The organism is Caulobacter sp. Root487D2Y, from assembly GCF_001427165.1.
Lineage (GTDB): Bacteria > Pseudomonadota > Alphaproteobacteria > Caulobacterales > Caulobacteraceae > Caulobacter.
In genome coordinates this window covers 38,768-61,094 of record NZ_LMFD01000004.1, presented here as the reverse complement: position 1 = coordinate 61,094, position 22,327 = coordinate 38,768, and the positions used below count along the sequence as shown (strand labels likewise).

Annotated in this window: 19 protein-coding genes and 1 pseudogene; 8 read left to right on the top strand and 12 right to left on the bottom strand. The window is 63.5% G+C overall.

Going from position 1 to position 22,327, the window contains the following annotated elements; genetic code table 11:
• Positions 1-287 precede the first annotated feature (287 nt).
• Positions 288-932 carry a lytic transglycosylase domain-containing protein gene (locus ASD38_RS06710; RefSeq protein ID WP_056438712.1) on the bottom strand — a complete coding sequence of 215 codons (645 nt, stop codon included), beginning with the start codon at positions 930-932 and terminating at the stop codon, positions 288-290.
• 379 nt (positions 933-1,311) lie between these two features.
• Between ASD38_RS06710 and ASD38_RS06705 the strand changes: the two genes are divergently transcribed.
• A complete protein-coding gene (locus ASD38_RS06705) occupies positions 1,312-1,539 on the top strand; it encodes a ribbon-helix-helix domain-containing protein (protein ID WP_056438710.1) in 228 nt (75 codons plus the stop codon).
• On the top strand, positions 1,536-2,561 hold the full coding sequence (locus ASD38_RS06700) for a replication initiator protein A (protein ID WP_056438709.1): 1,026 nt from the start codon (positions 1,536-1,538) through the stop codon (positions 2,559-2,561). Before ASD38_RS06705 ends, ASD38_RS06700 begins: the two co-directional genes overlap by 4 nt.
• A gap of 1,303 nt (positions 2,562-3,864) precedes the next feature.
• On the opposite strand, the gene ASD38_RS23250 is transcribed toward ASD38_RS06700, so the two are convergent.
• Entirely contained in the window at positions 3,865-4,323 is a 459-nt protein-coding gene (locus tag ASD38_RS23250) for an SOS response-associated peptidase family protein (protein ID WP_082554662.1), read from the bottom strand.
• Positions 4,324-4,406: 83 nt separating this feature from the next.
• Positions 4,407-4,568 (bottom strand): annotated as a pseudogene (locus ASD38_RS25070) (helix-turn-helix domain-containing protein); the annotation flags it as partial.
• Between the two features lie 499 nt (positions 4,569-5,067).
• Here ASD38_RS25070 and ASD38_RS23240 point away from each other — a divergent pair.
• The 4 genes from ASD38_RS23240 (at position 5,068) to ASD38_RS06680 (ending at position 11,556) form a co-directional block, all read left to right on the top strand.
• A complete protein-coding gene (locus ASD38_RS23240; protein ID WP_082560693.1) occupies positions 5,068-5,523 on the top strand; it encodes a MucR family transcriptional regulator in 456 nt (151 codons plus the stop codon).
• Between the two features lie 642 nt (positions 5,524-6,165).
• Complete coding sequence (locus ASD38_RS06690) at positions 6,166-7,659, top strand: putative bifunctional diguanylate cyclase/phosphodiesterase (protein ID WP_056438704.1); 1,494 nt, start codon at positions 6,166-6,168, stop codon at positions 7,657-7,659.
• 159 nt (positions 7,660-7,818) lie between these two features.
• Positions 7,819-9,729: a hybrid sensor histidine kinase/response regulator gene (locus tag ASD38_RS06685; RefSeq protein WP_162250214.1), complete on the top strand. Its 1,911-nt coding sequence runs from the start codon at positions 7,819-7,821 to the stop codon at positions 9,727-9,729.
• Between the two features lie 99 nt (positions 9,730-9,828).
• Positions 9,829-11,556 (top strand): hypothetical protein, encoded by a 1,728-nt coding sequence (locus ASD38_RS06680; protein ID WP_235523781.1) that lies wholly within the window; start codon positions 9,829-9,831, stop codon positions 11,554-11,556.
• 30 nt (positions 11,557-11,586) lie between these two features.
• On the opposite strand, the gene ASD38_RS06675 is transcribed toward ASD38_RS06680, so the two are convergent.
• The 8 genes from ASD38_RS06675 to ASD38_RS23235 are packed head-to-tail and all read right to left on the bottom strand — an operon-like array spanning position 11,587 to position 18,936.
• A complete protein-coding gene (locus tag ASD38_RS06675) occupies positions 11,587-12,699 on the bottom strand; it encodes a protein-glutamate methylesterase/protein-glutamine glutaminase (protein WP_056438696.1) in 1,113 nt (370 codons plus the stop codon).
• Positions 12,700-12,702: 3 nt separating this feature from the next.
• Positions 12,703-13,560, bottom strand: a complete 858-nt coding sequence (locus ASD38_RS06670; protein WP_056438693.1) for a CheR family methyltransferase — start codon at positions 13,558-13,560, stop codon at positions 12,703-12,705.
• A gap of 32 nt (positions 13,561-13,592) precedes the next feature.
• Positions 13,593-14,081 carry a chemotaxis protein CheW gene (locus ASD38_RS06665; protein ID WP_056458751.1) on the bottom strand — a complete coding sequence of 163 codons (489 nt, stop codon included), beginning with the start codon at positions 14,079-14,081 and terminating at the stop codon, positions 13,593-13,595.
• A complete protein-coding gene (locus tag ASD38_RS06660) occupies positions 14,081-15,763 on the bottom strand; it encodes a methyl-accepting chemotaxis protein (protein ID WP_056458748.1) in 1,683 nt (560 codons plus the stop codon). The genes ASD38_RS06665 and ASD38_RS06660 overlap by 1 nt, the downstream gene beginning before the upstream one ends.
• Positions 15,764-15,780: 17 nt before the next feature.
• On the bottom strand, positions 15,781-16,281 hold the full coding sequence (locus ASD38_RS06655; protein WP_235523780.1) for a chemotaxis protein CheW: 501 nt from the start codon (positions 16,279-16,281) through the stop codon (positions 15,781-15,783).
• A 14-nt stretch (positions 16,282-16,295) separates the two neighbouring features.
• The gene (locus ASD38_RS06650) at positions 16,296-18,257 is read right to left on the bottom strand and encodes a chemotaxis protein CheA (protein WP_056438682.1); all 1,962 of its coding nucleotides are present in this window, start codon (positions 18,255-18,257) and stop codon (positions 16,296-16,298) included.
• Positions 18,254-18,619, bottom strand: a complete 366-nt coding sequence (locus ASD38_RS06645) for a response regulator (protein ID WP_056438680.1) — start codon at positions 18,617-18,619, stop codon at positions 18,254-18,256. The genes ASD38_RS06650 and ASD38_RS06645 overlap by 4 nt, the downstream gene beginning before the upstream one ends.
• Positions 18,616-18,936, bottom strand: a complete 321-nt coding sequence (locus tag ASD38_RS23235; RefSeq protein ID WP_162252126.1) for an STAS domain-containing protein — start codon at positions 18,934-18,936, stop codon at positions 18,616-18,618. The genes ASD38_RS06645 and ASD38_RS23235 overlap by 4 nt, the downstream gene beginning before the upstream one ends.
• Before the next feature lie 335 nt (positions 18,937-19,271).
• Here ASD38_RS23235 and ASD38_RS06635 point away from each other — a divergent pair, with 335 nt between their 5' ends.
• Both ASD38_RS06635 and ASD38_RS06630 read left to right on the top strand, forming a co-directional pair.
• A complete protein-coding gene (locus tag ASD38_RS06635) occupies positions 19,272-19,637 on the top strand; it encodes a hypothetical protein (RefSeq protein ID WP_056458744.1) in 366 nt (121 codons plus the stop codon).
• Between the two features lie 162 nt (positions 19,638-19,799).
• On the top strand, positions 19,800-20,492 hold the full coding sequence (locus tag ASD38_RS06630) for a response regulator (RefSeq protein WP_056458743.1): 693 nt from the start codon (positions 19,800-19,802) through the stop codon (positions 20,490-20,492).
• On the opposite strand, the gene ASD38_RS06625 is transcribed toward ASD38_RS06630, so the two are convergent.
• Positions 20,464-22,296: an ATP-binding protein gene (locus tag ASD38_RS06625; protein ID WP_056458740.1), complete on the bottom strand. Its 1,833-nt coding sequence runs from the start codon at positions 22,294-22,296 to the stop codon at positions 20,464-20,466. The two genes, ASD38_RS06630 and ASD38_RS06625, sit on opposite strands and share 29 nt — an antisense overlap.
• Positions 22,297-22,327: the final 31 nt, after the last annotated feature.

Here is a 22,327-nt window from a genome sequence, read left to right as displayed (position 1 = left end):
ATGGGCGACCGCAGCGGACAAAGATTTGTACCGCTTCGGTTGAGCAGAGCGGTAGACGGCGACCAAGTGTTCGCCGACCTTCCAACTAAGCTTGACGTACATGGACCATGTGCCGTCACTCGCCTCGACGATCCGAACGGCCACGATTGCTCCGCCGCTCGGGCGTAGGCTCGTGAGAAGTCGTTCGCGGATCGTCCGATCGGACATTCGGGGTTCCCAAGCTTTCTGAGGAACCCAACATATGTCGAGAGGACGGCAGCGGTCATTACGGATGATGGCGTGGAGGATCACTGTCCGCCCCCGCCGAAGACGACGATGGTGCGCGAGGCGCCCCTGGCGAAGACGTCGAGCGATGGTTTGCTCGCCGTCTGTTCGCCCCCGCCGATGTTCTCAGCGGCGGCCTCGACCGCCGCTTGCAGCGCAGGCGGCAGGGCTGGCTTTATCCCGCTGGCTCCGCTGATCGCGCCAGGCGAAAGCTTGATGGCCTCGGCCTCTACCTTGGCTACGTAGCCGTTGAGAAACCCGCGCCGATGATTGCCGGTGTTGTAGGCTGAGAAGGCCATCCTCAGCGCCTGTTGTGCGGGAGCGAGGCGGGCGGCCGCGACGTAGTTGGCCTGTAGGAGCGTTGCGGACGCCGCGAGGTTTTTACAGGGCTCAAAGGCGTCGGCGACCGTCAGGCCGAGCGGGGCCAGGTTCCTGCTGTTGATCTGCGCCAAACCCAGGTCGAGGTTTTGGCCTTGTGCGATCAGCCGTTCGGCCGTGGCGATAGCTTGTTCGCGACTACCGGCCGGGGGCGGATCCGGCGCGCGGTTCACATTGATGGCGAGCGGATTTCCGCGACTTTCGACCTGAACGATGCTGACCATCGTCATCGGAGCGATGGTCGGCGCGCAGCGCTGGGCAAGCTCGAACAGCGCGGCCAGGTCAACCATGGGCCATACTCGCCGGGCCCAATTCCACACTCGCGGATGCAGAAATTGCGGTGGCGGCGGCACGCAATCCTGACGTGAACGTCAGGTTTGGTTGTTTGGCTGCGGACACGCGACGCTTCATCAAACGCTCACTTGAAATGTCGCATAAGGAAATAAATGCGACATGGAAAGACACGGTGACGCTCAAGTAGCGCCATCAGGGATGGAGCCGCTGGAACGAGCCACTCCACCTTGCGTAGCGTTTGCGAGTGAAGGCAAGCAGAGCCATTGGCTTTTTTTAAGCGGGGGGCCCTGGAGGGTTTGAGGTGGACTTCGTCACCGACCTTGCCCAAACTCCACATGTGGACACGGATTTAACTGACCGATTCTCGGAGATGAGATGGCTCGACCGACGGCATCACAGAGCGTCACCGAGGGGTCGCTGTCCGGGTTCGTGCCTAAGGCGCGGGTCGGCAAGAGCATGGTCGCAGGCTACTTTTCGGCCGAGATGCAGCGCCGCGTGAAAATGCTGGCCGTCGAACGGGGTGTCACCGTTCAGGCGTTGATCGGTGAAGGCCTGGACCTTCTGTTCGTCGCCGCCGGCAAGCCTCCGATGGGTGAGCGATGAGCACGCGCAACGACCCGCACCCGGTGCGGGATTTCTTCATCAACGACCTGATTGACTACGCGCCCAAGGACAGCGCGGAGATGATGGAGCGGCCGTTCTTCTCGATCTCCAAGCGCAAGCGCAACAAGCCGATCCAGTACAACACCCCGGACGGCAAGCTCTACATCAAGGTGACCGCCAACCCGACCCACGGCATGGCGACGATCTGGGATGCGGACATCCTGATCTGGTGCATTTCGCGGATCGTGCAGCAGCGCGATAACCGCGAAAACGACATCCGCCCGATCATCCACACAACGCCGTATGAGCTACTGAAAGGCATCGCGCGCGGGACGAGCGGGCAGGACTACATCGAGCTTTTACGGGCTATCCGGCGCCTGCGGACCACGGAAGTCGAGACCAACATCCGGGCCGGCAAGCGGCGCTATACCGCCTTCCACTATCTGGGCGACATCGAGGGTGAAGGGGAGTCTGACGACAATCCCGAGCAGTTGAAGACGCTGACCCTTCGGATCCCTGACTGGCTCCTGGACGGCATCATGAGCGGCAACATCCTGACGCTGGACCGGGAGTATTTCCTGCTGACCGGCGGCATTGAGCGCGCGATCTATCGCGTGGCCCGTAAGCATGCCGGCAACCAAAAGGCCGGCTGGGTTTCCAAGATGTCGACCCTTTATGAAAAAACGGGCTCGGAGTCGCCGTTCAAGAAGTTCACGTTCCGGATCCGCGAGATGTGTCGGTCCGATGAGCTTCCCCGCTACGCGATGCGGGAAACGACGACTGCCGATGGCAGCCCAGCCGTTCATTTCGTGGACCGCGCGTTCGTTGTCGAGGCGGCCAGGGAGCGACGTGGGGCCGATACGGCTCAGCGAGGATGGGAGGATGCACGCGCGGCGTGGATCGACGCAGACAGAGACCCCAGGGCCTTCGAGGGGGCCTGGTCGCGTTGGATGGAGGACGGGCACAAGCCGGAGGGCTTCGCCAAAGCCTGCAGCGACCCCCGTTGCGTCATGCCCAGCTAGGCACGTGGTATTAGGAACCGGGGTCAATGCGGCGATTGCTGGGTCGTGGTTTTAGGAACCCGCCAGCGACGTTGAGTCCCCGATCAAGCGCCGATTCTCTACGATTCGGCGAGCCCCGGGGCAAATAGGTTGGGATAGGGGGGCAGTGGACCTGTCGTGGTTTTAGGAACCCGGTCTCCTTGGGGGTGTCGTGGTATTAGGAACCGGCGCGGAGGCGCACGTGGTTTCAGGAACCCGCCCGAGGCCCTGTCGTGGTTTCAGGAACCGATCGGAGGCCGCTTGCTATCGTGGTTTTAGGAACCAGAACGGCCGCTCGAAGTCGCCGGAGGCACGTGGTACCAGGAACCTGCCCACATCGTGGTATTAGGAACCGTTTCCCTCGTGGTTTCAGGAACTTATCGGCACGTGGTTTAAGGAACCGCCCTACGTGGTAACAGGAACTGAAGCACGTGGTATTAGGAACCACGTAGGCTAAAAGCTCCTTTACAAACAGGCAGTTGGCGGAGATTTTTCAACCTTAACTACCTAACTTCCCTTATCTAACAGAATCTCTTCTAACGAAAATCCGGCGCAAAAGGCGCCGCAAGACACCGCCTCTTGGGGGCTACGCCCCCGCCGGCTCGCTGCGCTGCTACGCAGCTTCGCCCCGGGCGCTACGCGCCCTCCCACCCGGCATCCCCCACATACGGCGTCGAGCGAAGCCCGACACTCAATTCAACCAAGCGGTTCCTACGATTTCCACGACTCCAAACGCCTACAGCGACTGAATCTCAGCAAATGGCTCTCCGGCGAGAGCCAAGCGGATCTGGCAGCGAAAGCCAGGAACCACTGAGCCTGGCGGACGGGTCGAAAGGGGCAACTTTCTTCCCGGCCGGCGCAAGCCTATTGATCGGCTCTATAACCGGCGTCGCCGCAGATGTAGAAAAACTCAAGAACGCGGTCGCTCCGCGCCCGCCGTCATCTGGTGACCCGTGCCCGCCGATCGTCCGCCATCGACTCTCACACGTCCTACGCCGCACCTGCTGAAGCGGTTTCACCTGGACCAGGTGGGCAACGACACGATCGAGACCTTCCTGGCGAAGGGGTATTCTCTGGCCATTTGCTGCCGGGACTGTCCCCGACTCATCGAGTGGACGCCGCCTGACCTGGTGGAGAAGTTTGGCAACCGGACCAAACTCAGGATCGCCGATCTGGGCGCAAGGTTCACTTGCACAGGGGAGGGAGGATGCGGTTCCCACGATATGCTGTGTTCCCGCACCTTTACGATGGGCCGTGGTCTTGGGCGCCGGCGAAGGGCACCTAGTTAGGCTGGAATGACGTCGTCGCCCTTGCCGCCGCGGGCGAGGATCTTGAGCCTGCCCTCCGGCTGCGGGCGTTGGAGTTGGGCGACTTCCGTCCAGGGCGCATCACTCATCCAGAGATCCCATTCCGCCGGCTCGGTCAGGATCACGGGCATGGCCTTGGAGTGGTAGGTTTTTACCGGCTCGGCCGACTCCGTCGTCAGGAAGCCGTAGGCCTCGATTTCTTCCCACCCCTTGCTCTTCATTCGGACGCAGGCGTGAGGCGTCCAGATTCCAGCGAAGAAGGCGAGGGGACGGCTGTCGTCTAGGGCAAACCAGATGTTTTGCCTGGTCTTCTCGTGATCTTGGTCAGGCTTCGGCGAAGGACGTTGAGCCAGCCGGCGATCTGCTCGGGCGACCATTTCCGTCGCAGCTTGCCAGATACTGTCCGGGCCAGGGCGGGCCGGCAAGCCAGCTTGCATCGCTTCGGACGCAAGGCCCGGTCCCACGCCGCCTGATCGGAGCTGGTCGCTCGATACTGTTCTGGCCCGCCGTTGCGCAGGATTTCGCGACTGATCGTCGATGGCGATCGACCCAGCGACCGAGCGATCCCCCGCAGCGAGCAGCGGCTGCTGAGCCCTCGGGAGATTTCCTCCCGCTCGCCCAGACTAAGCGCTCGAACCGCTCGCCGCCGGTCTGGAGGCCGGATGGACGCAGCCGACTGCACGACGGCGCGTCCCGCCACGCGCGATGCGCGTGGCTCCTTACAGTCTTCATTTTTCGTAAAGGGCAGGCCGGGCGACCCGCCGCCGCGTGGTCTGGCGGGCAAAGACAGGTGATGGCGTAATCCTCGCCGACGTGGGGCTCGGCGTTGGTTCCGGCCCGGTCGGGGAGCTTGGCGGCATGCTCAAGCGCTCGCGCCAAAAGCCCCAGGGGTCCTCGCACGACCCTTCCAACACCCCGATTTTCGGCTTCGCAGCGCTGGTCGTTTGGCTCATGGCGACGGCCGGTTCCGCCAAAGGGCGCGCACGTCCGATCCTGCGTAGGGTGTCGCCGTTACGCATGTTTGGCGCGACGAGACATGGCGCCAACCGGCCTCGCCGTGAGTTCGTCAAGTCGCGTGGCGAGGGAGCGACAGCTATCCATATCATCAAAGGCGTACAGTGTTGTTGCTCTGAGCGTTCAGTGCGAGCTTCGCCGTTCGATTCCATTTGAGAGGCTGGACCATGAACGAAGCGAATGCAGCGACGATCGCGCTGACGGCAGAGATCGTTGCTGCGTATGTCAGTAACAACAGCGTCGCAGTCACCGAAATGCCCGCTCTGATCAAGAGCATTCATGCGTCTCTCGCGGGCGTAAATACAATACAGGACGAGCCGGCCGCAGAGCCGATTTCCAAGCCGACACCGGCGCAAATTCGAAAGAGCATAACGCACGATGCTCTGGTCAGCTTTGTTGATGGAAGGCGCTACAAAACTCTCAAGCGTCATCTTACCGGACATGGCATGACGATCGCGGAGTACAAGGATACATACGGCTTGCCCAACGACTATCCGACCACGGCTCCGAGCTATAGCGAGGCCCGCAGCGCCATGGCTAAGGCCTTGGGTCTTGGGCAAGGCGGGCGCAAAGCAAAGAGCCCGCCCAAAGCGTCGGCGAAGGGGCGGGTGGCGAAGGCTTGACACATTGGGCGGCGCGTTGAGGCGCGCTGCCCGCTATCAGGCTCCGAGGCGAACGCTCGGGCAACATCATGCGGTTTGATAAAGGCCCCGCGCGGCCGCTGCGTCATCCTAAGGCCCGCTGCGGCCTGGTCCAAGCCGGAGCGAGGTTGAGTCCCGAGGAATGCGTTCGGACGCGTTCAAAATAGCCCTGTGGGCATTTCGAAGCGGTTCATGGTGGCCGTGGCCGCCATCGTCTGGACGGCGAATCTTAGCGGGCACGAGATTTCGACGCAGCCCCTTGTCTCCACCACTCCCTTTTGATCGCAGTGGCGATTTGCCGCGCCGATCCAAACCCTTGACGGGCCGATCATTCGGTCTCCCACACTGCCGCTTGAGTCAAATATTATTCCTCCATTAACGTGTCTGGGCGACGCATATGGAAGTTCAGTTGAGGTATGGCCTCAGCCCTGTAAACGAGGGATGGCCCAGATGTTCAATTCGATACTTCACATACATTCTAGTCCGGAAATAAAAGATTTCATGCGACGCCATAGATTTACAATTATAGATTGTGTTGCAATCGCTGTGGTGTTAATTTTTGGGTCTGTTCTGTTTTGGCAGTTCAAGATATTTCCTCGGCAAGATGTCGCGCAACAAGCAAGGATGCTGGAGCTCGATGAGACTTTGGCGCTGACCTCGGTCGCGCTGGGACTTTTTTCCTTCTCCCGTTTGCGAGCACAGCGGCGCGAGACATTGTTGCGCCGCGCCGCTGAGGCGGAGGCGCGGGCGCTGGCCCTGGAGGATCCCCTCACGGGCCTGCCCAACCGCAGGCAGTTCGACGCCGCGCTCAAGGCGGCGCTCGGCGCTCCGCCGAGCGCCAACGCGGCCCACGCCGTCATGATGCTCGACTTGAACGGATTCAAGAAGATCAACGACGTCCACGGACATCCGGTCGGAGACGAGGCTCTGATCCAGGCGGCGAACCGCCTGCGACGCTCCGTGCGAGAAGGCGATTTGGTCGCCCGGATCGGCGGTGACGAATTTGCGATCATCGCTCAGCACCTGAACGGTCCGGAAGCCGCCACCAACATAGCGCTGAGAATCATCGAGAGTTTCGCGCAGCCCGTCATGGCCGGTGGGCGCGAGCATCGTCTTGGCACCGGGATTGGAATCGCGCTCTCGCCGCAAGACAGCGACGATCCGGTGGCGCTGACGCGACAGGCGGATGTGGCCCTCTATCTCGCGAAAAAGCAAGGCGTGAGCGCGCTATGCTTCTTCGAACCGGAAATGGACCGCAGGGTCCGAGAGCACGACCGGCTTGAGCGCGATCTGCGCCTCGCCATTGGGACGCCGGATATTCGCCCGCACTATCAGCCGCTGATTGACCTCAAAACGGGTCGGCTCCTCGGCTTTGAGGCGCTTGCCCGCTGGCGGCACCCTGAACTTGGTGAAATCGAGCCAAGCCGCTTTATTCCTATCGCGGAACATGCCGGTTTGATCGGAGACTTGACGGATAGTCTGCTGCAAAGCGCTTGCTGTGACGCGGTGACTTGGCCCAGTGGAAAGCTGGCCTTCAACTTGTCGCCACGGGAATTGGCCGATGCGACACTCGGCGCCAGAATTCTCGATATTCTCCAATCAACAGGCCTGCCGCCTCACCGATTGGAGCTCGAAATTACCGAGAGCGCGCTTGTGGGAGATCTGGAGGCGGCGCAGCGCATCCTTGGAGGGCTCCGCCAGAGTGGCGTCAGAATCGCCCTCGATGACTTCGGAACCGGCTATTCGAGCCTCTATCACCTGCGCAATTTCAAGCTCGACACGATCAAGATCGACCGCAGCTTTATCGGCGCGATGGCCAGCGATCAGGATAGCGCGGCGATCGTGAGGGCTCTGATCGGGCTCGGCGCGGGGCTCGGGCTCACCGTGATCGCCGAAGGCGTGGAAGATCTTGAGCAGCATGTCTGGCTGCAGCAGGAGGGGTGTGAGCAGGCCCAAGGCTTCCTGTTTGGTCATGCGGTGTCGGCGTTGGAAGCGCAAGAACTTGTGGAAAAAATGCTTGTGGCGGAAGTTCCGCGTGCTGAGCCGAAGTCCAAGCGAAAGGCGCTTTCGATGCGTGGCGCTTTGATGGCGGACGATGTCCGGAGTCAATTGCTTTGATGCCCGCACGAGCCATTTGACCTGTTTCTTGATGCACTAGCCTGACGTCGCATATTCAAAGCGCAACAACTTAAGGTTATTTCAACTCCGGTCGATCCTACTGATCTCGAAGACTGCGCAATGCTGCGACATGTTTCGGCAAGATCGGGAGGGCGAACGTTGAACAGCGAAGCTGCGTGCCGCGCCGCTGATATTCTGGACGCCATCCAAGATTGCGCCTGGATTCTTCGCCTTGACGGCTCGATCGAGCACCTGAACCGACATGCCCAGGAGATGCTGCCCGCGGGACCGGATAACCTACCCGATTGGCGGTGGATTTTTCCGGAGGAAAGCCGCTTCTCTCTCGACCGGTCCTTCAATAGCGCCCTCGCAGGTCAGATGGCCCGATTCCGCGCCTTTTTGGGCATGGCCCAACATTCCCGCGCCTATTGTGACACCACCATCTCGCCCATTCGTGATCGCAGTGGCGCTGTGATCCGTCTGCTGGCCACCGCGCGCGACGTCACTCGGGAGGTCGAGACCGAGGCCTTCCTGCGAACGGTCATCCAAATCCTGCCCTCGCCGCTGACCGTGAAGAATGTCGAGGACGGCTGCTATGTGTTGATCAATCGCGCGGCGGAAGACGCGTTCGACATCGTCGCCGACGAGGCGATCGGCAAGACGACGCTCGACGTTCTGGACGTCGCCGCCGCCAAGCGACTGGCCGCCAGCGAGTCCAGGGTTCTGCGCACGGGCGAGATGCACGTCTCCGAAGAGGCAGCGAGCCCCGACCCCGCCGTCGCGCCGCGCCATTTCCTGACCAAGACCATGGCCACCTACGACGATGTCGGCCCCCGACACCTGATCACCCTGAGCCAGGACGTCACCGCGCAGAAGGCGGCCGCAGCCTCGCTGCGGGTGGCGCTGGAGCAGGCCGAGCAGGCCAGCCTGGCCAAGAGCGCCTTCCTGGCCAATATGAGCCACGAGATCCGCACACCGCTCAACGGCATCGTCGCCGGGGCCGATCTGTTGGCCAAGGACGATCTATCGCCCCGGGCACGGGAGCTGGTCGATATCATTCAGACCTCCACCCAGAGCCTGGAGCGTCTGCTATCGGACATACTCGACGTCGTGCGGATCGAGGCCGGTCAGGTGGTGATCGAGAACGGCCCGTTCCATCTGGGCGATGCGGCCCGTTCGATCGCCGCCTTGTGCGCCCTGCGCGCGGAGGAAAAAGGCGTCCTGGTCGAGACCCGGCTGGCGGCCGGCGCCGATCTCACTGTGACAGGCGACTCGGCGCGCCTGCGTCAGGTGCTGACCAATCTGCTCAGCAACGCCGTCAAGTTCACCGATCAAGGCCAGGTCACCCTCGACATCGCCCCCGGAACCAACGGCGCCACGCGCTTTTCCGTCACCGACACCGGCATCGGCTTCGACGCCGCCGAGAAGAGCCGGATCTTCGACCGCTTCCAGCAGGCCGACACCTCGTTCACCCGGCGGTTCGGTGGCTCGGGCCTAGGCCTGGCCATCGCCCGCGAGTTGGTCGAACGGATGGGCGGGGCCCTGTCCTGCGACAGCACGCCTGGCGTTGGTTCCACATTCTGGTTCGAGCTGCCCTTGCCCGCGGATCACGACACGGCCACCCCGTCAGCGCCACACGACGACGTTGCCTCGATGGCCGGGATTCCCCGAATTCTGGTCGCCGATGACCATCCGACCAACCGCAAGATCGTCGAGTTGATGCTGGCCGATCTGGCCGAGATCTTTATCGCCGAAAACGGCCGCGAGGCGGTCGATGTCTTTAAGGTTTCGGGGCCCGACCTGATCTTGATGGACATGCAGATGCCGGTGATGGACGGCTTGACAGCTGTCCGGGAGATCCGGGAGCGGGAAGCATCGGACGGCGGCGGCCGCGTGCCGATCATCATGTTGACCGCCAACGCGCGTCCCGAACACATTCGCGCCAGCCGCGACGCCGGAGCAGATCTGCACCTTGAAAAGCCGATCACCAGCGCCGTGTTGTTCGCCGCCATCGACCAAGTCTTCAAGGCCGCCAGTTTCGAAGAGGAAGGCATAGCGATCAGCGCCTGAGGTTGAGAAATGCGTTCGATCTTTACCTGACCTTCGCACATCCCACTGATAGTAGCTCAAGAGAAATAATCCGGCGATTTCATGGGTTTGGTATCATCCTTGGCCGCTTCGGCCCCGCCCATGTCGCCGCTCTCGGGGGCGGAGATCGGCGCGCGCCTCGAAGCGGCTCGACAGGCTATCGAAGGACGGTTTCTCGAGGCCGGCGAGGTTCTGTCGCGAGCGGTCGAGGGCGTCGGGACGCTGATCGCTTCGCTCGACCGGATGCGTGCAAACCTTGACGCCGAGACCGTCACGACGACGACGGCGGATTTGGCGCAGGCCGCCGAAACGCTGCGGTCGCTGCCCGACAGCCTCGATGCACGCCGGGATCGCGTGGGCAATCTGGTCAAGGCCGGCGACGGATTGGCTGGCCGCATCGAAGAGATGCGCCTGCATCTTGCCTATCTCCGGGTCTTCGCCATCAACATCAAGATCACCTCCGGCGGCATTGCCGCAGCCGGCCCCGAGTTCGCGATCTTCGCCCAGGAAATCTACGACTGCATCGAACTGGGCCGCGCACAGCTCGACGCCTTCAACGACGACCTGATGAGCCTTGACCGGACTCTGCGAAAGGCTCTGGCCCAGGAACACGACCTGGGCCGCAGTTGCCTGACTCTGTTGCCTGCCGTGCCCGACGCCCTGATGGCCAGCGCCACGGCGATCGGCGCCCATCACGCCAAGATCGCGGGCGTCGCGGTCAGCGTCGCGGCCCTCGCGCGCGACGTCCAGAAGAAGGTCGGCGGCGGCCTCGCAGCCCTGCAAATCGGCGATATCACCCGTCAGCGCATCGAGCACGTCCAGGCCGGGCTGCAATTTCTGGCGGAGGTCGCCGTCCCTTTGTCGCCCGGTCAACGTCAGCGGACGGAAGCCTTCGTGCACCGCCTGCTGGCGGCTCAACTGGCCGCGACCGCGGACGATTTCCACCGCGATGTCTCGCGGATCGGCGTGAACATCGCGGGCATGGCCAGCGACGCGTCCGAGATCCTGCGCCTGCGCGACCTGGCCTACGGGCAAAGCGAAGGCGCCGAGAGCGGCTTCCTGCGCAATCTGGAAAGCCATGTCGGCCAAGCGCTTGGCCTGGTGGGCGACATGACGGCCGGCGAACAGGCGGCCGAGGACGTCAGCCGTTCGGCGGCCGAGGCGGCCCGCGACCTGACCGCGCGCATCACCGGCATCCAGACCATTCGCGCCGATGTCCAGATGATGGCGCTGAACACCACCCTCAAATGCAGCCGCATCGGCGAGACCGGCAAACCCCTCGCCGTGATCGCCGTCGAACTTCGCCAGCACGCCATCCATCTGGAGAAGTCCGCGGCCCAGACCCTGAACCTACTCGAGGACCTATCCTCCGCGGCCGAGGCGCCAAGCCAGCCCGACGTGATCGATGACCCCAAGGGCGGCGCCGCGGCGGCGGCGACCGTCCTCGGCGGCGCGGTCGCCCGCATCGCCAAGGCCGGGGACGGTGTCGAAAACGATCTCGCCGCCGTCGCTCGCCAAGGCGCCGACGTGGTCGACATGCTGCGACGGGCCGCCGAGCGGTTCGACTTTCACCGCCAGATTGGCTCGGTCCTCGACCAGGCGGCTGGCGATCTCATGGACGAGGCCGGCGAGCCGCAGGTCCCAGACGAAGACATCGTCGGCGTGCTGCGGCCGCTGATGAGCCGACTGGCCAAGCAATACACCATGGCTCAGGAGCGCGAGGTCCATCGCGCCTGGGTCGAGGATCTGGGCGAGGACACGCCCGTCGCCGTCGCGCCCGTTGAAGATCCGGACGACGGGCTGTTCTGAAAAACGCGGAGAGGCGTCGAAGCCCCCGCCTTACCGCGCCGCAGCCCGCAGGACTTCCTGGGTGATGTTGTGCAAGGGCACGATCCGGTCGACGCAGCCGCGGGCGATGGCTTCCTTGGGCATGCCGAACACGACCGAGGTCGCCTCGTCCTGGGCCAGGGTATAGGCGCCGGCCTGTTTCATTTCCTCAAGGCCGCGCGCGCCGTCATCGCCCATGCCAGTCATGATCACCCCGACCGCGTTCGAGCCAGCCGAGCGAGCGGCTGAGCGGAACAGCACGTCCACCGAAGGCCGATGGCGCGAGACCAGCGGCCCGTCCTTGACCGAGACATAGTAACGGGCCCCGCTGCGCTCCAGCAGGGTATGCTTGTTGCCGGGCGCGATCAGCACGCGGCCGCGCAGCACGGTGTCGCCATCCTCGGCCTCCTTGACGGAGACCGCGCATAGCCCGTCCAGCCGCTTGGCGAACGAGGCGGTGAACTTCTCGGGCATGTGCTGGACAATGACCATGCCTGGCGAGTCCGCCGGCAGACCTTCCAGCAGGACCCGCAGCGCCTCGGTGCCGCCGGTCGAGGCGCCGACGCAGACGATGGTCTCGGTGGTGCGGGCCATGGCGCGCCCGCCGATCGGCGGCGGCAGCATGGCGTCGGCGGTCAGTTTCTTATCCGGCTCTTGTCCCGAACGCGTCGGTGACGAGATCGTCGCAGAGGGGACTCGGCGCTGCCCCGGCAGCCGGGCCCCGGCCGCGGCCTTCACCGCGTCGCAGATGCGGATCTTGGATTCCATCAGGTGATCGGCGACGCCGATCTTAGGCTTGAGGATGATATCGACGGCCCCGGCCTCGAGCGCCTGCAGCAGGGTCTCCGACCCCACCTCGGTCAGGGACGAGCACATCACCACCGGAATGGGACGCTGAGCCATCAGCTTGCGCAGGAAGGTGATGCCATCCATGCGCGGCATCTCGACGTCGAGCGTGATGACGTCCGGGATTTCCTCGCTGATGCGCTTGGCGGCCACGAACGGATCGGCGGCGACGCCGATCACCTCGATCTGCGGATCGGATTCCAGCACCGCCGCCAGGGTCTGACGAACCGTGGCGGAGTCGTCGATGATCAAAACCCGGATCTTCTTAGGTGCGGTCATGAACTACTGTTTCTGGAAAACGGTGTTGGCGATCTGCCGGACGGGCAGATCGATGCCGACGATGGATTCCGAATGGCCAAGGAAAAGGTAGCCACCCGGTCGCAGATGCGAGCACAGCCGACCCAGCACCTTCGCCTGGGTGGGCTTGTCGAAATAGATCAAGATGTTGCGGCAGAAGATGACGTCCATGTCGCTATCGACAGGATAGGCCTCATCCATCAGGTTCAGGCGCGCGAAGGCAAGCTTGCAGCGAAGTTGGGGCCGGATCCGCACCTCGCCGCGGCTCTGGTCCTTGGCGCGCATCACGTAGCGCTGGCGACGGGCCATCGACACCGGCTCGATCATCTGCTCGGAGAAGCGCCCGGCGATCGCCTGATCCAGCACCTCGGTGCAGATATCGGTGCAGAGGATCGAATAGTCGATACCGCGTTGGCTGGCGCAGAACTCGTCCAGGACCATGGCGATGGTGTAGGGCTCGGCGCCGGTCGAACAGGCCGAGCTCCAGATCTTGATCTCCCGTCGGCCCTTGGCCGCTATGGCCGGCAGGCCCGTGTGGATCAGGAAATCGAAATGGACCGGCTCGCGGAAGAACTCGGTCTTGTTGGTGGTCACCGCGTCGATCAGATGGATGACCTCGGCCGCCATGCCGTCTTCCTCAAAGAGGTAGTGGCAGTAGTCGTTGACGTCATGGATCCGCGTGGCGCGCATCCGGCGGCGCAAGCGCCCCTCGAGCATGGTGCGCTTGTTAGCCGGCATCTTGATGCCGCTATAGTCCTGGATGAACGAGGCTAGGCGCTGGAAATTGCGCGCGCTGAGCTGTTCCATCTGGGACGGGGCCTGCAGGGCGGCCTGAGACGACATGATGGCTGCTCCATCCCGTTTGAAGGACAAGACTATGCGGCTTGGCTGAGGGCTGCGGCGTCATGAGCGGTCAGAAGGCGGGCCAGGTCGAACAGGACGACAAAGCCCGCCTTTCCAGCGGAGGTCTCGCGGCGCACGACACCCTGGATATAGTCTGATCGCCATGGCACGCCGATGTCCGGCGCGATCTCGATCTGCTCTGGCGCGATGGACACCACCTCGATCACCCGGTCGGCGACCAGACCCAACGCCAGGACGCGGTCGGCCAGCGGCACGTCAAGCACCAGGATGCGCGTGGTGCTCGTTGGTGTCGCGCGGGGCAGGCCCAACTTCATGCGCAGGTCGATGGTGGGTGTGCCGCGGCCACGCACATCGGTCAGACCTAGGAGGTAGTCGGGGCCATCCGGAATGGCGAACGGCGGCTTGTAGTCGAGGATCTCACGCACGAACGTCACGGAGACCGCGAACACCTCCTCGCCCAAGCCCAGGGTGACGAACTGGCCTTGGGGGGACCCCGCCATCAAGCGTAGTCCCGGAAGTCGGCGTCGTCGGCGTCGGCGCCGCCCTTGGCCAGGTCCAGGGCGAAACCGGTCGCGCGAGCCTGCTGGCTGGCGACCGTCTGCCGCGCGGGCGTGGCGGCCTTGCGCGCGGCTGGCGCGGCAGGGCGCTTGGCGACCGGCCGCGGCGTGGCGCGGCGGACCGGCCCCCCCCCGGCTTCGGTCCGGAAGTAGGCGATCGAGGTTTGCAACTCCTCGGCCTGGGCGGCCAGCTCCTCGGAGGTCGCCGACATCTCTTCGGAGGCGCTGGCGTTCTGCTGCGTGACCTTATCCAGTTGCTGGATGGCCTCGTTGATTTGCGAGGACCCGATGTCCTGCTCGCGGCAGGCGGCGCTGATCTCGGCGACCAGTTCGGCGGTTCGGCGGATATTGGGCACCAGGCTGGTCAGCATCTCGCCGGCCGATTGGGCGGCCTTCACCGTGTCCGAAGAGACGGCGCCGATCTCGGTGGCGGCGGTCTGCGAACGTTCGGCCAACTTGCGCACTTCCGAGGCGACGACCGCGAAGCCGCGGCCATGTTCGCCGGCCCGGGCGGCCTCGACGGCCGCGTTCAGGGCCAGCAGGTCGGTCTGGCGAGCGATCTCCTGAACGATGGTGATCTTCTCGGCGATCGTGCGCATGGCCTCGACGGCGCGATTGACCGCTTCGCCCGAAACCTCGGCGTCCTTGGCCGACTGGCGAGCGATCTTCTCGGTCTGGGTGGCATTGTCGGCGTTCTGCTTGATGTTGGCGGCCATCTGCTCCATCGAGGCCGAGGCCTCTTCGGCCGAAGAGGCTTGCTCAGTGGCGCCTTGCGAAACCTGCTCCGACGCCGCCGAAAGCTCCTGTGAGCCCGCCGAGACGTTCTCCGAGGCCGAGATAGCGTCGGACACCACGCCGCGCAGGCGCTCGATCATGACGTTCACGTGGCCCAGCAGGTCGCCGATCTCGTCCTTGGTGGTGATCTCGACCGTCTTGGTCAGGTCGCCATCGGCCACAGCGCGCACGGCGTCCGCGGCGCGGGTGAGCCCCTTGCTGACCACCATCGAGATGTAGAAGGCCGCAGCTGCGGCGATCAACAGCGAGACCGCCGCCATCCCGATCAGCAGCGCCCGGATCGACGAGTAGTCCTTGTCGGCCTGTTCCTTGGCGCTTTGCATTTGCGCTTGCGACAGCTCGACCAGTTCTTGAACCTGAGCGCCGGCCTCGGTCACGACCTTACGGCCTTCTCCCATCGACAGGGCCGCGGCCTCGGCGTCTCGACCGGCCATGGCGTGGTCGCGAACACGGGCGTGCACCTCGTTCAATCGTTCCCAGGCCGCGCCCAGGGCCTGCCACTTCGGCTTTCCCTCGGCCGTCGCCAGGCTCTCGGCCTTGGCGAGCAAGGTTTCGAAGGCGCGCTTTTCCTTGTCGATGGAGACCTCGTAGGCCTTCACCTCGTCGGCGGTATCGACCAGGACCATGTTCTTTTCGGCCCTGACCACGTTCAGCATGTGGATATTGAGCTGCTGGGCGGCCTCAAGCCGGGTAGCCGGTCCAGAGATCATCGCGTTCATGTCGCGGTTGGTTTCCGCCAGGCTGTTGATCCCGAACAGGGTCGCGGTCAACAGCAGGACAACAAGCAGGCCAAACGCCAGGCCAAGCTGCAATTTTATGGTGAAGCGCATGGAAAAGCCCCGCAGTGTTAGGATTGAAGCGCGTTGATGGGTGTGACGGTTGTGGTCGATCGACCCCGCGCGGCGAAGATCTGGCCAAGATCGGGAATGACGATCAGGTCGCCATCGCGCCGAGCCAGCAGGCGAATGAAATCGGCGCGCCAGCTCATGCCCACGCGTGGGGCCTGTTCGGTGACGTCGCGCGTGATCGAGGTGACCTCGTGCACCTTGTCGGCGCGCAAGCCGATCAGGGTGGGCTCCCCGTCGAGATTGTACTCGATGACCACGATGCGGCTGTCGATGGTGGGCGCTCCGGCCGTCATGTCGAAGGCCAGGCGCAGATCGACAAGCGGGATCACCCGGCCGCGGAAATTGATCACGGCCCCGACGAAGGGCGGCGCTCCGGGGACGTCGGTCTCCGGCAGCATGTCCAGGACTTCGCGCACCAGACCGGCCTCCAGGGCGAAGGTCTCGCCTTGCAGGTCGAAGGTCAGCGCCTCGATCAGGTCGTCGGACGGTTCAGGGGTCATGGCTGGCGCTCCCATCAACTAGCCGTCCGCATCTGCGTGTCGGCCCGTTGGCCGGCCGCGACCAAGTGGCCGATGTCGAGGATCAGGGCGACGCCGCCATCGCCCAGGATCGTCGCGCCCGAGAACGCGCCGACCTCGGCGTGGAAACCCGACAGCGCCTTGATGACGGTCTGGTGGTCGCCGAGGATCTGGTCGACGACCAGGCCCACGCGGTCCTGACCGGCCTGGACGACCACGATCTTCTGATGAGGATCGGGCGCTTGGCCGGTGGAGAACATCTGCCGTAGGCGGATGAAGGGCACCAGCTGATCGCGCAGGGTGATCAGGCTGCGGCCCGTTGAGCGGATGTCCTGCTCGACCGACAGCTCGACGCATTCCTCGACCGCGGGCAGCGGAATGACGTAGAGACCGGTTCCGACCCGCACCAGCAGGCCGTCGATGATCGCCAGGGTCAGCGGGATGCGCAGCGAGACCACCGAGCCCTCGCCCGGCGTGCTGGTCAGCTCGATAGAGCCGCGCAGGCCTTCGATGGTGCGCTTGACCACGTCCATGCCGACGCCGCGGCCCGACAGGTTGGTGATCGCCGCCGCGGTCGAGAAGCCGGGCGCGAAGATCAGCTGAAGCAGTTCGTTGTCGCTCAGCACCTGGCCAGGTTGGATCAGGCCGTTTTCCTCGGCCTTGGCGCGGACGCGGGCCCGATCGACGCCGCGACCGTCGTCGGTGATGGTGATCACCACCTCGGCGCCCGACTGACGGGCGGCCAGCACGACGTGGCCGGTCTCCGGCTTACCGGCGGCGAGGCGCTGTTCGGGCGTTTCCAGGCCGTGGTCGGCGGCGTTGCGGATCAGGTGGATCAAGGGATCAGCCAGGCGCTCGATCACCGTCTTGTCCAGCTCGGTGGTCTCGCCTTCGGTCGACAGCTCGATGGTCTTGCCGGTGTCGCGAGCCAGGTCGTGGATCAGGCGGCGGAAGCGGCCGAACAGCTGAGCGATCGGCACCATGCGCACGACCATCATGGTGTCGCGCATCTCGGACGCCAGCCGCTCGATCTCTTCGGCGACGGACCGCAGGGCCATGTCGGTGCTGGAGTTGGCCAGCTGCTTGAGGCGCGATTGGGCGATGACCAGCTCGCCGACCCGGTCCATCAGCTCGTCCAGCCGCTCGGCCGGGACGCGGACGGTGTCGCTGGACTTGGCGGTTCGCCCGTCGCCGATGGCGGGCGCCTCGTCATTGGCGCCGACGGCCTTGGCAGCGACCGTCTCCGCAACGTCTGCAACTTCAGCCGCCGGGGCGGTGAGATCCTGGATGTCGAGGGTCATGTCGTCGATCACGAAAATGAAGACATCCTCGATCGCGTCGCGACCATGCTTGGTGGTCAGGGTGACATCCCAGGCCAGGTGGCATTCGGTCGGAACCAGCTCGTCGAAAGCCGGAACGGCGTCGGTGATCGCGACGACCTTGCAGTCGCCCAGCTCGCGCAGCTCGTCGAGCAGGGGCAGGGGGCGGGTGCCGTTGACCAGGGCGTCGGCTGGCAGGCTGAACTTCACGCGCCAGGTGTTGAGGGCCGGAGCGGCGGGCGCTTCGGCGGGCACGGAGGATGCGTCGGCGCTCTCGACGACGCGGTGCAGCTCGGCCAGCAGGGTCTCGCCAGTGGCTTCCGAAGCCGGGCGGCCCTCGGCCAGGGCGCGCATATGGTCCTGGCAGGCCAGGACGGCGCCGACCAGCTCGGAGGTGGCGGCGACCTCGCCCTTGCGGACGCGGTCGAAGGCGGTTTCGCAGTGGTGGGTGAAGGCCGCCAGGGCGTCGAAGCCGAACATGGCGCCCGAACCCTTCAGGGTGTGCAGGCCGCGGAACACCGCATCGACCAGCTCGCGATCCCCGGGACGATGCGCCAGGTCGAGAAGACCTTGTTCGATCTCCTCGAGCAGCTCCTGGGCTTCCTGGCGGAAGGTCTCGACGGGATCGAGGCCGCTCACTTGGCCAGGACCTTCTTGACGACCCGCACCAGTTGCTCGGGATCGAACGGCTTGGTCAGCCAACCGGTAGCGCCGGCGGCCTTGGCCTGGGCCTTGATCTCGGCGTCGGACTCGGTGGTCAGGAACAGGATCGGCACGCCCGCGCCCGCTGGGCGCTTGCGCAGCTCGCGGATCATCGCCAGCCCGTCCATGACCGGCATGTTGAGGTCGGTGACGATCAGGTCAAAGCCGCCCGCGCTGCCCTTGTCCAGCCCGTCCTGGCCATTGACGGCCTCGGTGACGGCATAGCCTTCGCCGCTCAGCGCGATCTTGATGGCCTGCCGAATGCTGGCGGAATCGTCCACGGTCAGGATCGAGGTCATTGCTTGGGCCCTTGCAGCCAGAATTTGGCGCGGTCGGAACCTTCGTCGTCGAGGAAGCCGCCGCGCTGCAGAACCTCAAGCACCGCCCCTGCGGCAGGATAACGCAACTCAAAGCAATGGCCGGCCTCATCACTCGCCTGGCGTGCGGCCTCGATGAGTTGCACGAAGGTCAGGTCCACTTCGGTGACGCCGCTGATATCGACAAGGACCGCAGAACCCTGCCGCAGGGCCGCGCCCAGGTCTGTGTGAGCTGCATCTATATTTGAAATGTTCACATCACCGACGAAAGAGATCGGTATGCCCGCCAGGCCTGACACCGTCTGGATCTCCGCAGCAAATAGATGAACACGACTTTCTACTGTTAGTCGCGATTTGAACGGAGAATTGTTTGTACATAGTTAAAAGTACATTAATGCCTAACATCACTGGTCGGAAATGAGCTTTGACCTCGAAGGAATCCGGAATTCGATCCGAAAGTCCTGCTGAGAACAAGGATTCATCTATGCCTTTCGGTATAGATCCGTCGGTATACGCAGCGATGGCTGCGGACTGTTCGGTGGCTGGTATCTCCGACGTACTATCCGTTAGGTGGGTTTCGGTTGCTCGCAGAACGCTGTAATTTCCGTTGGGGCAGGCAAAGAGATGGATAGCGATGGGAGGGGAAACTGCGGCAGGCGTTCAGGTCGAGGGCCTTTGCGAACCTATCCTGATTGGTGGCCGGCCTGCCGCCGGGATCGCCGATCAGGGCAGGTTGCGGCTGATTGACGCGGGCGGCTTGAATACAGCCATCACCGTGGATGGTGCGATGGCGGCGAAGTTCGACCCGGCGGTCGCGCGGATTGTCATCGACGCGGTCCAGGGCGGTGCGCCAACGCCAATCCGACTGGTTGCCATGCCGCCGGCAAGCGAGCCGCTCCGAGAGGTTCTGGACCGCGAAGCCTTGGTGCGCCTCTTTTTTCCGAGGGACGATTTGGATCTTTGCGCCCCTCTGCAGAGCCCGCGTCGAGGTCCCAAGTGAGCCGACCTGAACCGGCGAGGCATCGTCATCGAGTTTGCTAAACCACCAGATCGTGCGACGGGCCTGAACGAGGCCAGCGTCGTTCTATCGACATAAACCGGTTGCCCGATGGCTGACGCGGCTCCGAGTGAACCCACACGGCATTCGATTACGGAACAGGCGATGACTATCGCCGGAAGCGAGCATATCCTGTCACAGTCCCTCAACATGCCGGTGCAGCGACGTTTCGCCGTCGTCGTTGACGATCACGACCTCGTCCGGGACGGCTTGCGGCGCGTGCTGCTCGATCGTTGCCACTTCGAAAACGTCCTTGAAGCAGCGGACCTGGAAGGCGCGCTGGATCTGTTGGCGCAACTACCCATTGTCGACCTCATCGCGATCGATCTGCATATGCCAGGCGCTTCGGGGCCGGAGGCTTTGCCAGCGCTCGTCGAAGCGTTCCCTGACGCTAGAATTGTCGTGATTTCAGGTTCGGAGTCTCGCGACGACATCGTCGGATGCCTCGCCGCAGGCGTTGACGGCTATATTCCAAAATCCCTGTCGGTGGTCGAGATTGTCGCCGCTATCGAGTCGGTCCTGAGCGGACAGATGTTTGTTCCGAGAAACATCCTTCGACGAGGGGTGGCGGTGGATCCACCAAGCCGGGCGAGGCGTGAAATCGTCGGAATGGAGCACCTGACGCCGCGGCAGCGCGAGGTCCTTGGCGAACTCCTGTTGGCCAAGACCTCCAAGGAGATCGCCCGAGCGCTCAATGTCGTCGAGGGCACGGTCAAGATTCACCTTGCCGCGATCTACCGCGCGCTTGGGGTGAGGAGCCGCTCGGAAGCTATCGCGAAACTGGCTTCACGGTCTTGAACGGCCGCCTCTGTAACTCCGTAGCGGCCGCGCTCGCCAATTGCTCGGCGGATACAGGCTTAATCACCCACCGGCGGTTTGAGCGTCGAAGTCGATCCAGTACATCGGACGATGTTGAACCCGTCACGATCAAGCAGGGCAAGGGCCGGCCCAAAAGGACTTCAAGATCTTCGAGAAGTGTCAGGCCGTCGGCTTCGCCGAAGCGAAGATCAAGAACCAGCAGATCAAATGGCTGCCGGCTCAGCTCGATCAGCCGCGCTCTCGAACTCGCCGTCTGAACAATGGCGCCGGCATCTTCGAGTGACATTCGCATGGCGCTCAGCGCCAGAGGTTCATCATCGCCGAGCAAAATTTGCACGCCGGGCAGGTGGCCCTTAGGCGTGGAAGCCGGCTGCGGGCTCGACGTCGCCATAGGCAGCGTGATCGCGAAGACCGAGCCGCTTCCCTCCCGTGAGCGAACAGTCAATTCGTGCCCAAGCATGTCCGTCAGACGCTGGACAATCGACAAACCCAAACCCACGCCTTCGGTGGCGCCGACGTCTTCTCCCCGGACAAACTCGGTAAACATGTCCTTGAGGCGTTCGCTGGGTATGCCCGGGCCATCGTCGTGAACCTCGACCCTGACCCAGTCGCCGGCGCGACGGCAGCCGATCAAAACCCGACCGCCGTTTGAATATTTGATCGCGTTGGAGGCCAGGTTCCGGACAACGATCTCCAAAAGGTCCGCGTCGCTAACAACCTTGAGGTTGGTCGGTACAACCGTGATCCTGGATTCGTAGCTCGTGTTCAGCTCACTCGAAACTGCGGCGACATCCTGCAAAAGCCCCCCGATCTCAAACGCGCTGACCTCGGGGCGCAAAACGCCGGCCTCTAGCCTTGCCAAATCAAGCAAGGCGGAAAACAACCTGGTCATCACGCGAACAGCGCTATCCATGTTTGTGAGGATTTCTTTCGCTTCAGTGGTTTCCACACGGCGCTCTAGTGCGGCCAAGTAGAGGGCCAGTGCGTGAAGCGGCTGGCGCATGTCATGACTGGCGGCCGCCAGAAAGCGGGATTTCCCCTGGGCCGCGCTCTCGGCCGCGCTACGCGCGACGGCGAGCTCCTCATTCATCAGTCTCTGGATAACGGTGCTGCGATATGTGGCCAATCTCTCCAGGGCCACGGACAGGGCTGTCACCAATAGCGCGACAATCGCGACAACAGCGATACCCACACCATAGGCCCCGAGCTTGCGGCCTTGCGTGATCTGCAGAGCGTAGGACCGGGTCTGAGCGTCTCGTGTGGCGTTGATGATCGAACTGGTTTCAAGGCGGGTTCGTCGCAGGAGATCTCTGTTCTCCGCAGAGGTTAAGATCTCAATGGCCTTGTCGCGGCGGCCGGCCTCGCGCGCGCGGCTTGCCGTATCAATCAGTCTAAGCCTTTCCCGCGCCAGCGCTTCGAGGCGGTCTATATGGGGTATGGCCTGCGGGTCGTCCCGCGAAGCCGCGCGCACCACTTTCAGGGATGTTGCGATACGGGTCCGCGCCTCTTCCAGGGAGCGAGTTCCAAGAGACGGCGCAGACGATCCGCTCAACAGTAGGGCGCGCTGCCACTGTTCAAGGTCCATCAGGCCCTGCTGAACCTTGAGGCTGTCGGCCAAGATGCGCTGTGCGTTTAGGCCGTCCGCCAATGCCTCGGTTTCAGATTGAGATCCCGCAAGATATTGTTGGGCGCCTAGGATGACCAGTGTCACCAAAATCGTGACGGTCAGCATAAAGCCTATTGCTTGCGCCAGAGTCGGCGACACAATCTTAAACTTGGCCACATTCGGATCTCAAAACGAACCGTCAAAGGAA

Bases quoted from the DNA above. Each gene is read 5' to 3' on its own strand.
- ASD38_RS06665 (WP_056458751.1), bottom strand. From the start codon at position 14,081: ATGGCGGGGTCCCCCCAAGGCCAGTTCGTCACCCTGGGCTTGGGCGAG.
- ASD38_RS06635 (WP_056458744.1), top strand. From the start codon at position 19,272: ATGGGAGGGGAAACTGCGGCAGGCGTTCAGGTCGAGGGCCTTTGCGAA.
- ASD38_RS06670 (WP_056438693.1), bottom strand. From the start codon at position 13,560: ATGTCGTCTCAGGCCGCCCTGCAGGCCCCGTCCCAGATGGAACAGCTC.
- ASD38_RS06630 (WP_056458743.1), top strand. From the start codon at position 19,800: ATGACTATCGCCGGAAGCGAGCATATCCTGTCACAGTCCCTCAACATG.
- ASD38_RS06700 (WP_056438709.1), top strand. From the start codon at position 1,536: ATGAGCACGCGCAACGACCCGCACCCGGTGCGGGATTTCTTCATCAAC.
- ASD38_RS06645 (WP_056438680.1), bottom strand. From the start codon at position 18,619: ATGACCTCGATCCTGACCGTGGACGATTCCGCCAGCATTCGGCAGGCC.
- ASD38_RS23250 (WP_082554662.1), bottom strand. From the start codon at position 4,323: ATGCAAGCTGGCTTGCCGGCCCGCCCTGGCCCGGACAGTATCTGGCAA.
- ASD38_RS06705 (WP_056438710.1), top strand. From the start codon at position 1,312: ATGGCTCGACCGACGGCATCACAGAGCGTCACCGAGGGGTCGCTGTCC.
- ASD38_RS06655 (WP_235523780.1), bottom strand. From the start codon at position 16,281: ATGACCCCTGAACCGTCCGACGACCTGATCGAGGCGCTGACCTTCGAC.
- ASD38_RS06710 (WP_056438712.1), bottom strand. From the start codon at position 932: ATGGTTGACCTGGCCGCGCTGTTCGAGCTTGCCCAGCGCTGCGCGCCG.
- ASD38_RS06675 (WP_056438696.1), bottom strand. From the start codon at position 12,699: ATGACCGCACCTAAGAAGATCCGGGTTTTGATCATCGACGACTCCGCC.
- ASD38_RS23240 (WP_082560693.1), top strand. From the start codon at position 5,068: ATGAACGAAGCGAATGCAGCGACGATCGCGCTGACGGCAGAGATCGTT.
- ASD38_RS06660 (WP_056458748.1), bottom strand. From the start codon at position 15,763: ATGCGCTTCACCATAAAATTGCAGCTTGGCCTGGCGTTTGGCCTGCTT.
- ASD38_RS06690 (WP_056438704.1), top strand. From the start codon at position 6,166: ATGCTGGAGCTCGATGAGACTTTGGCGCTGACCTCGGTCGCGCTGGGA.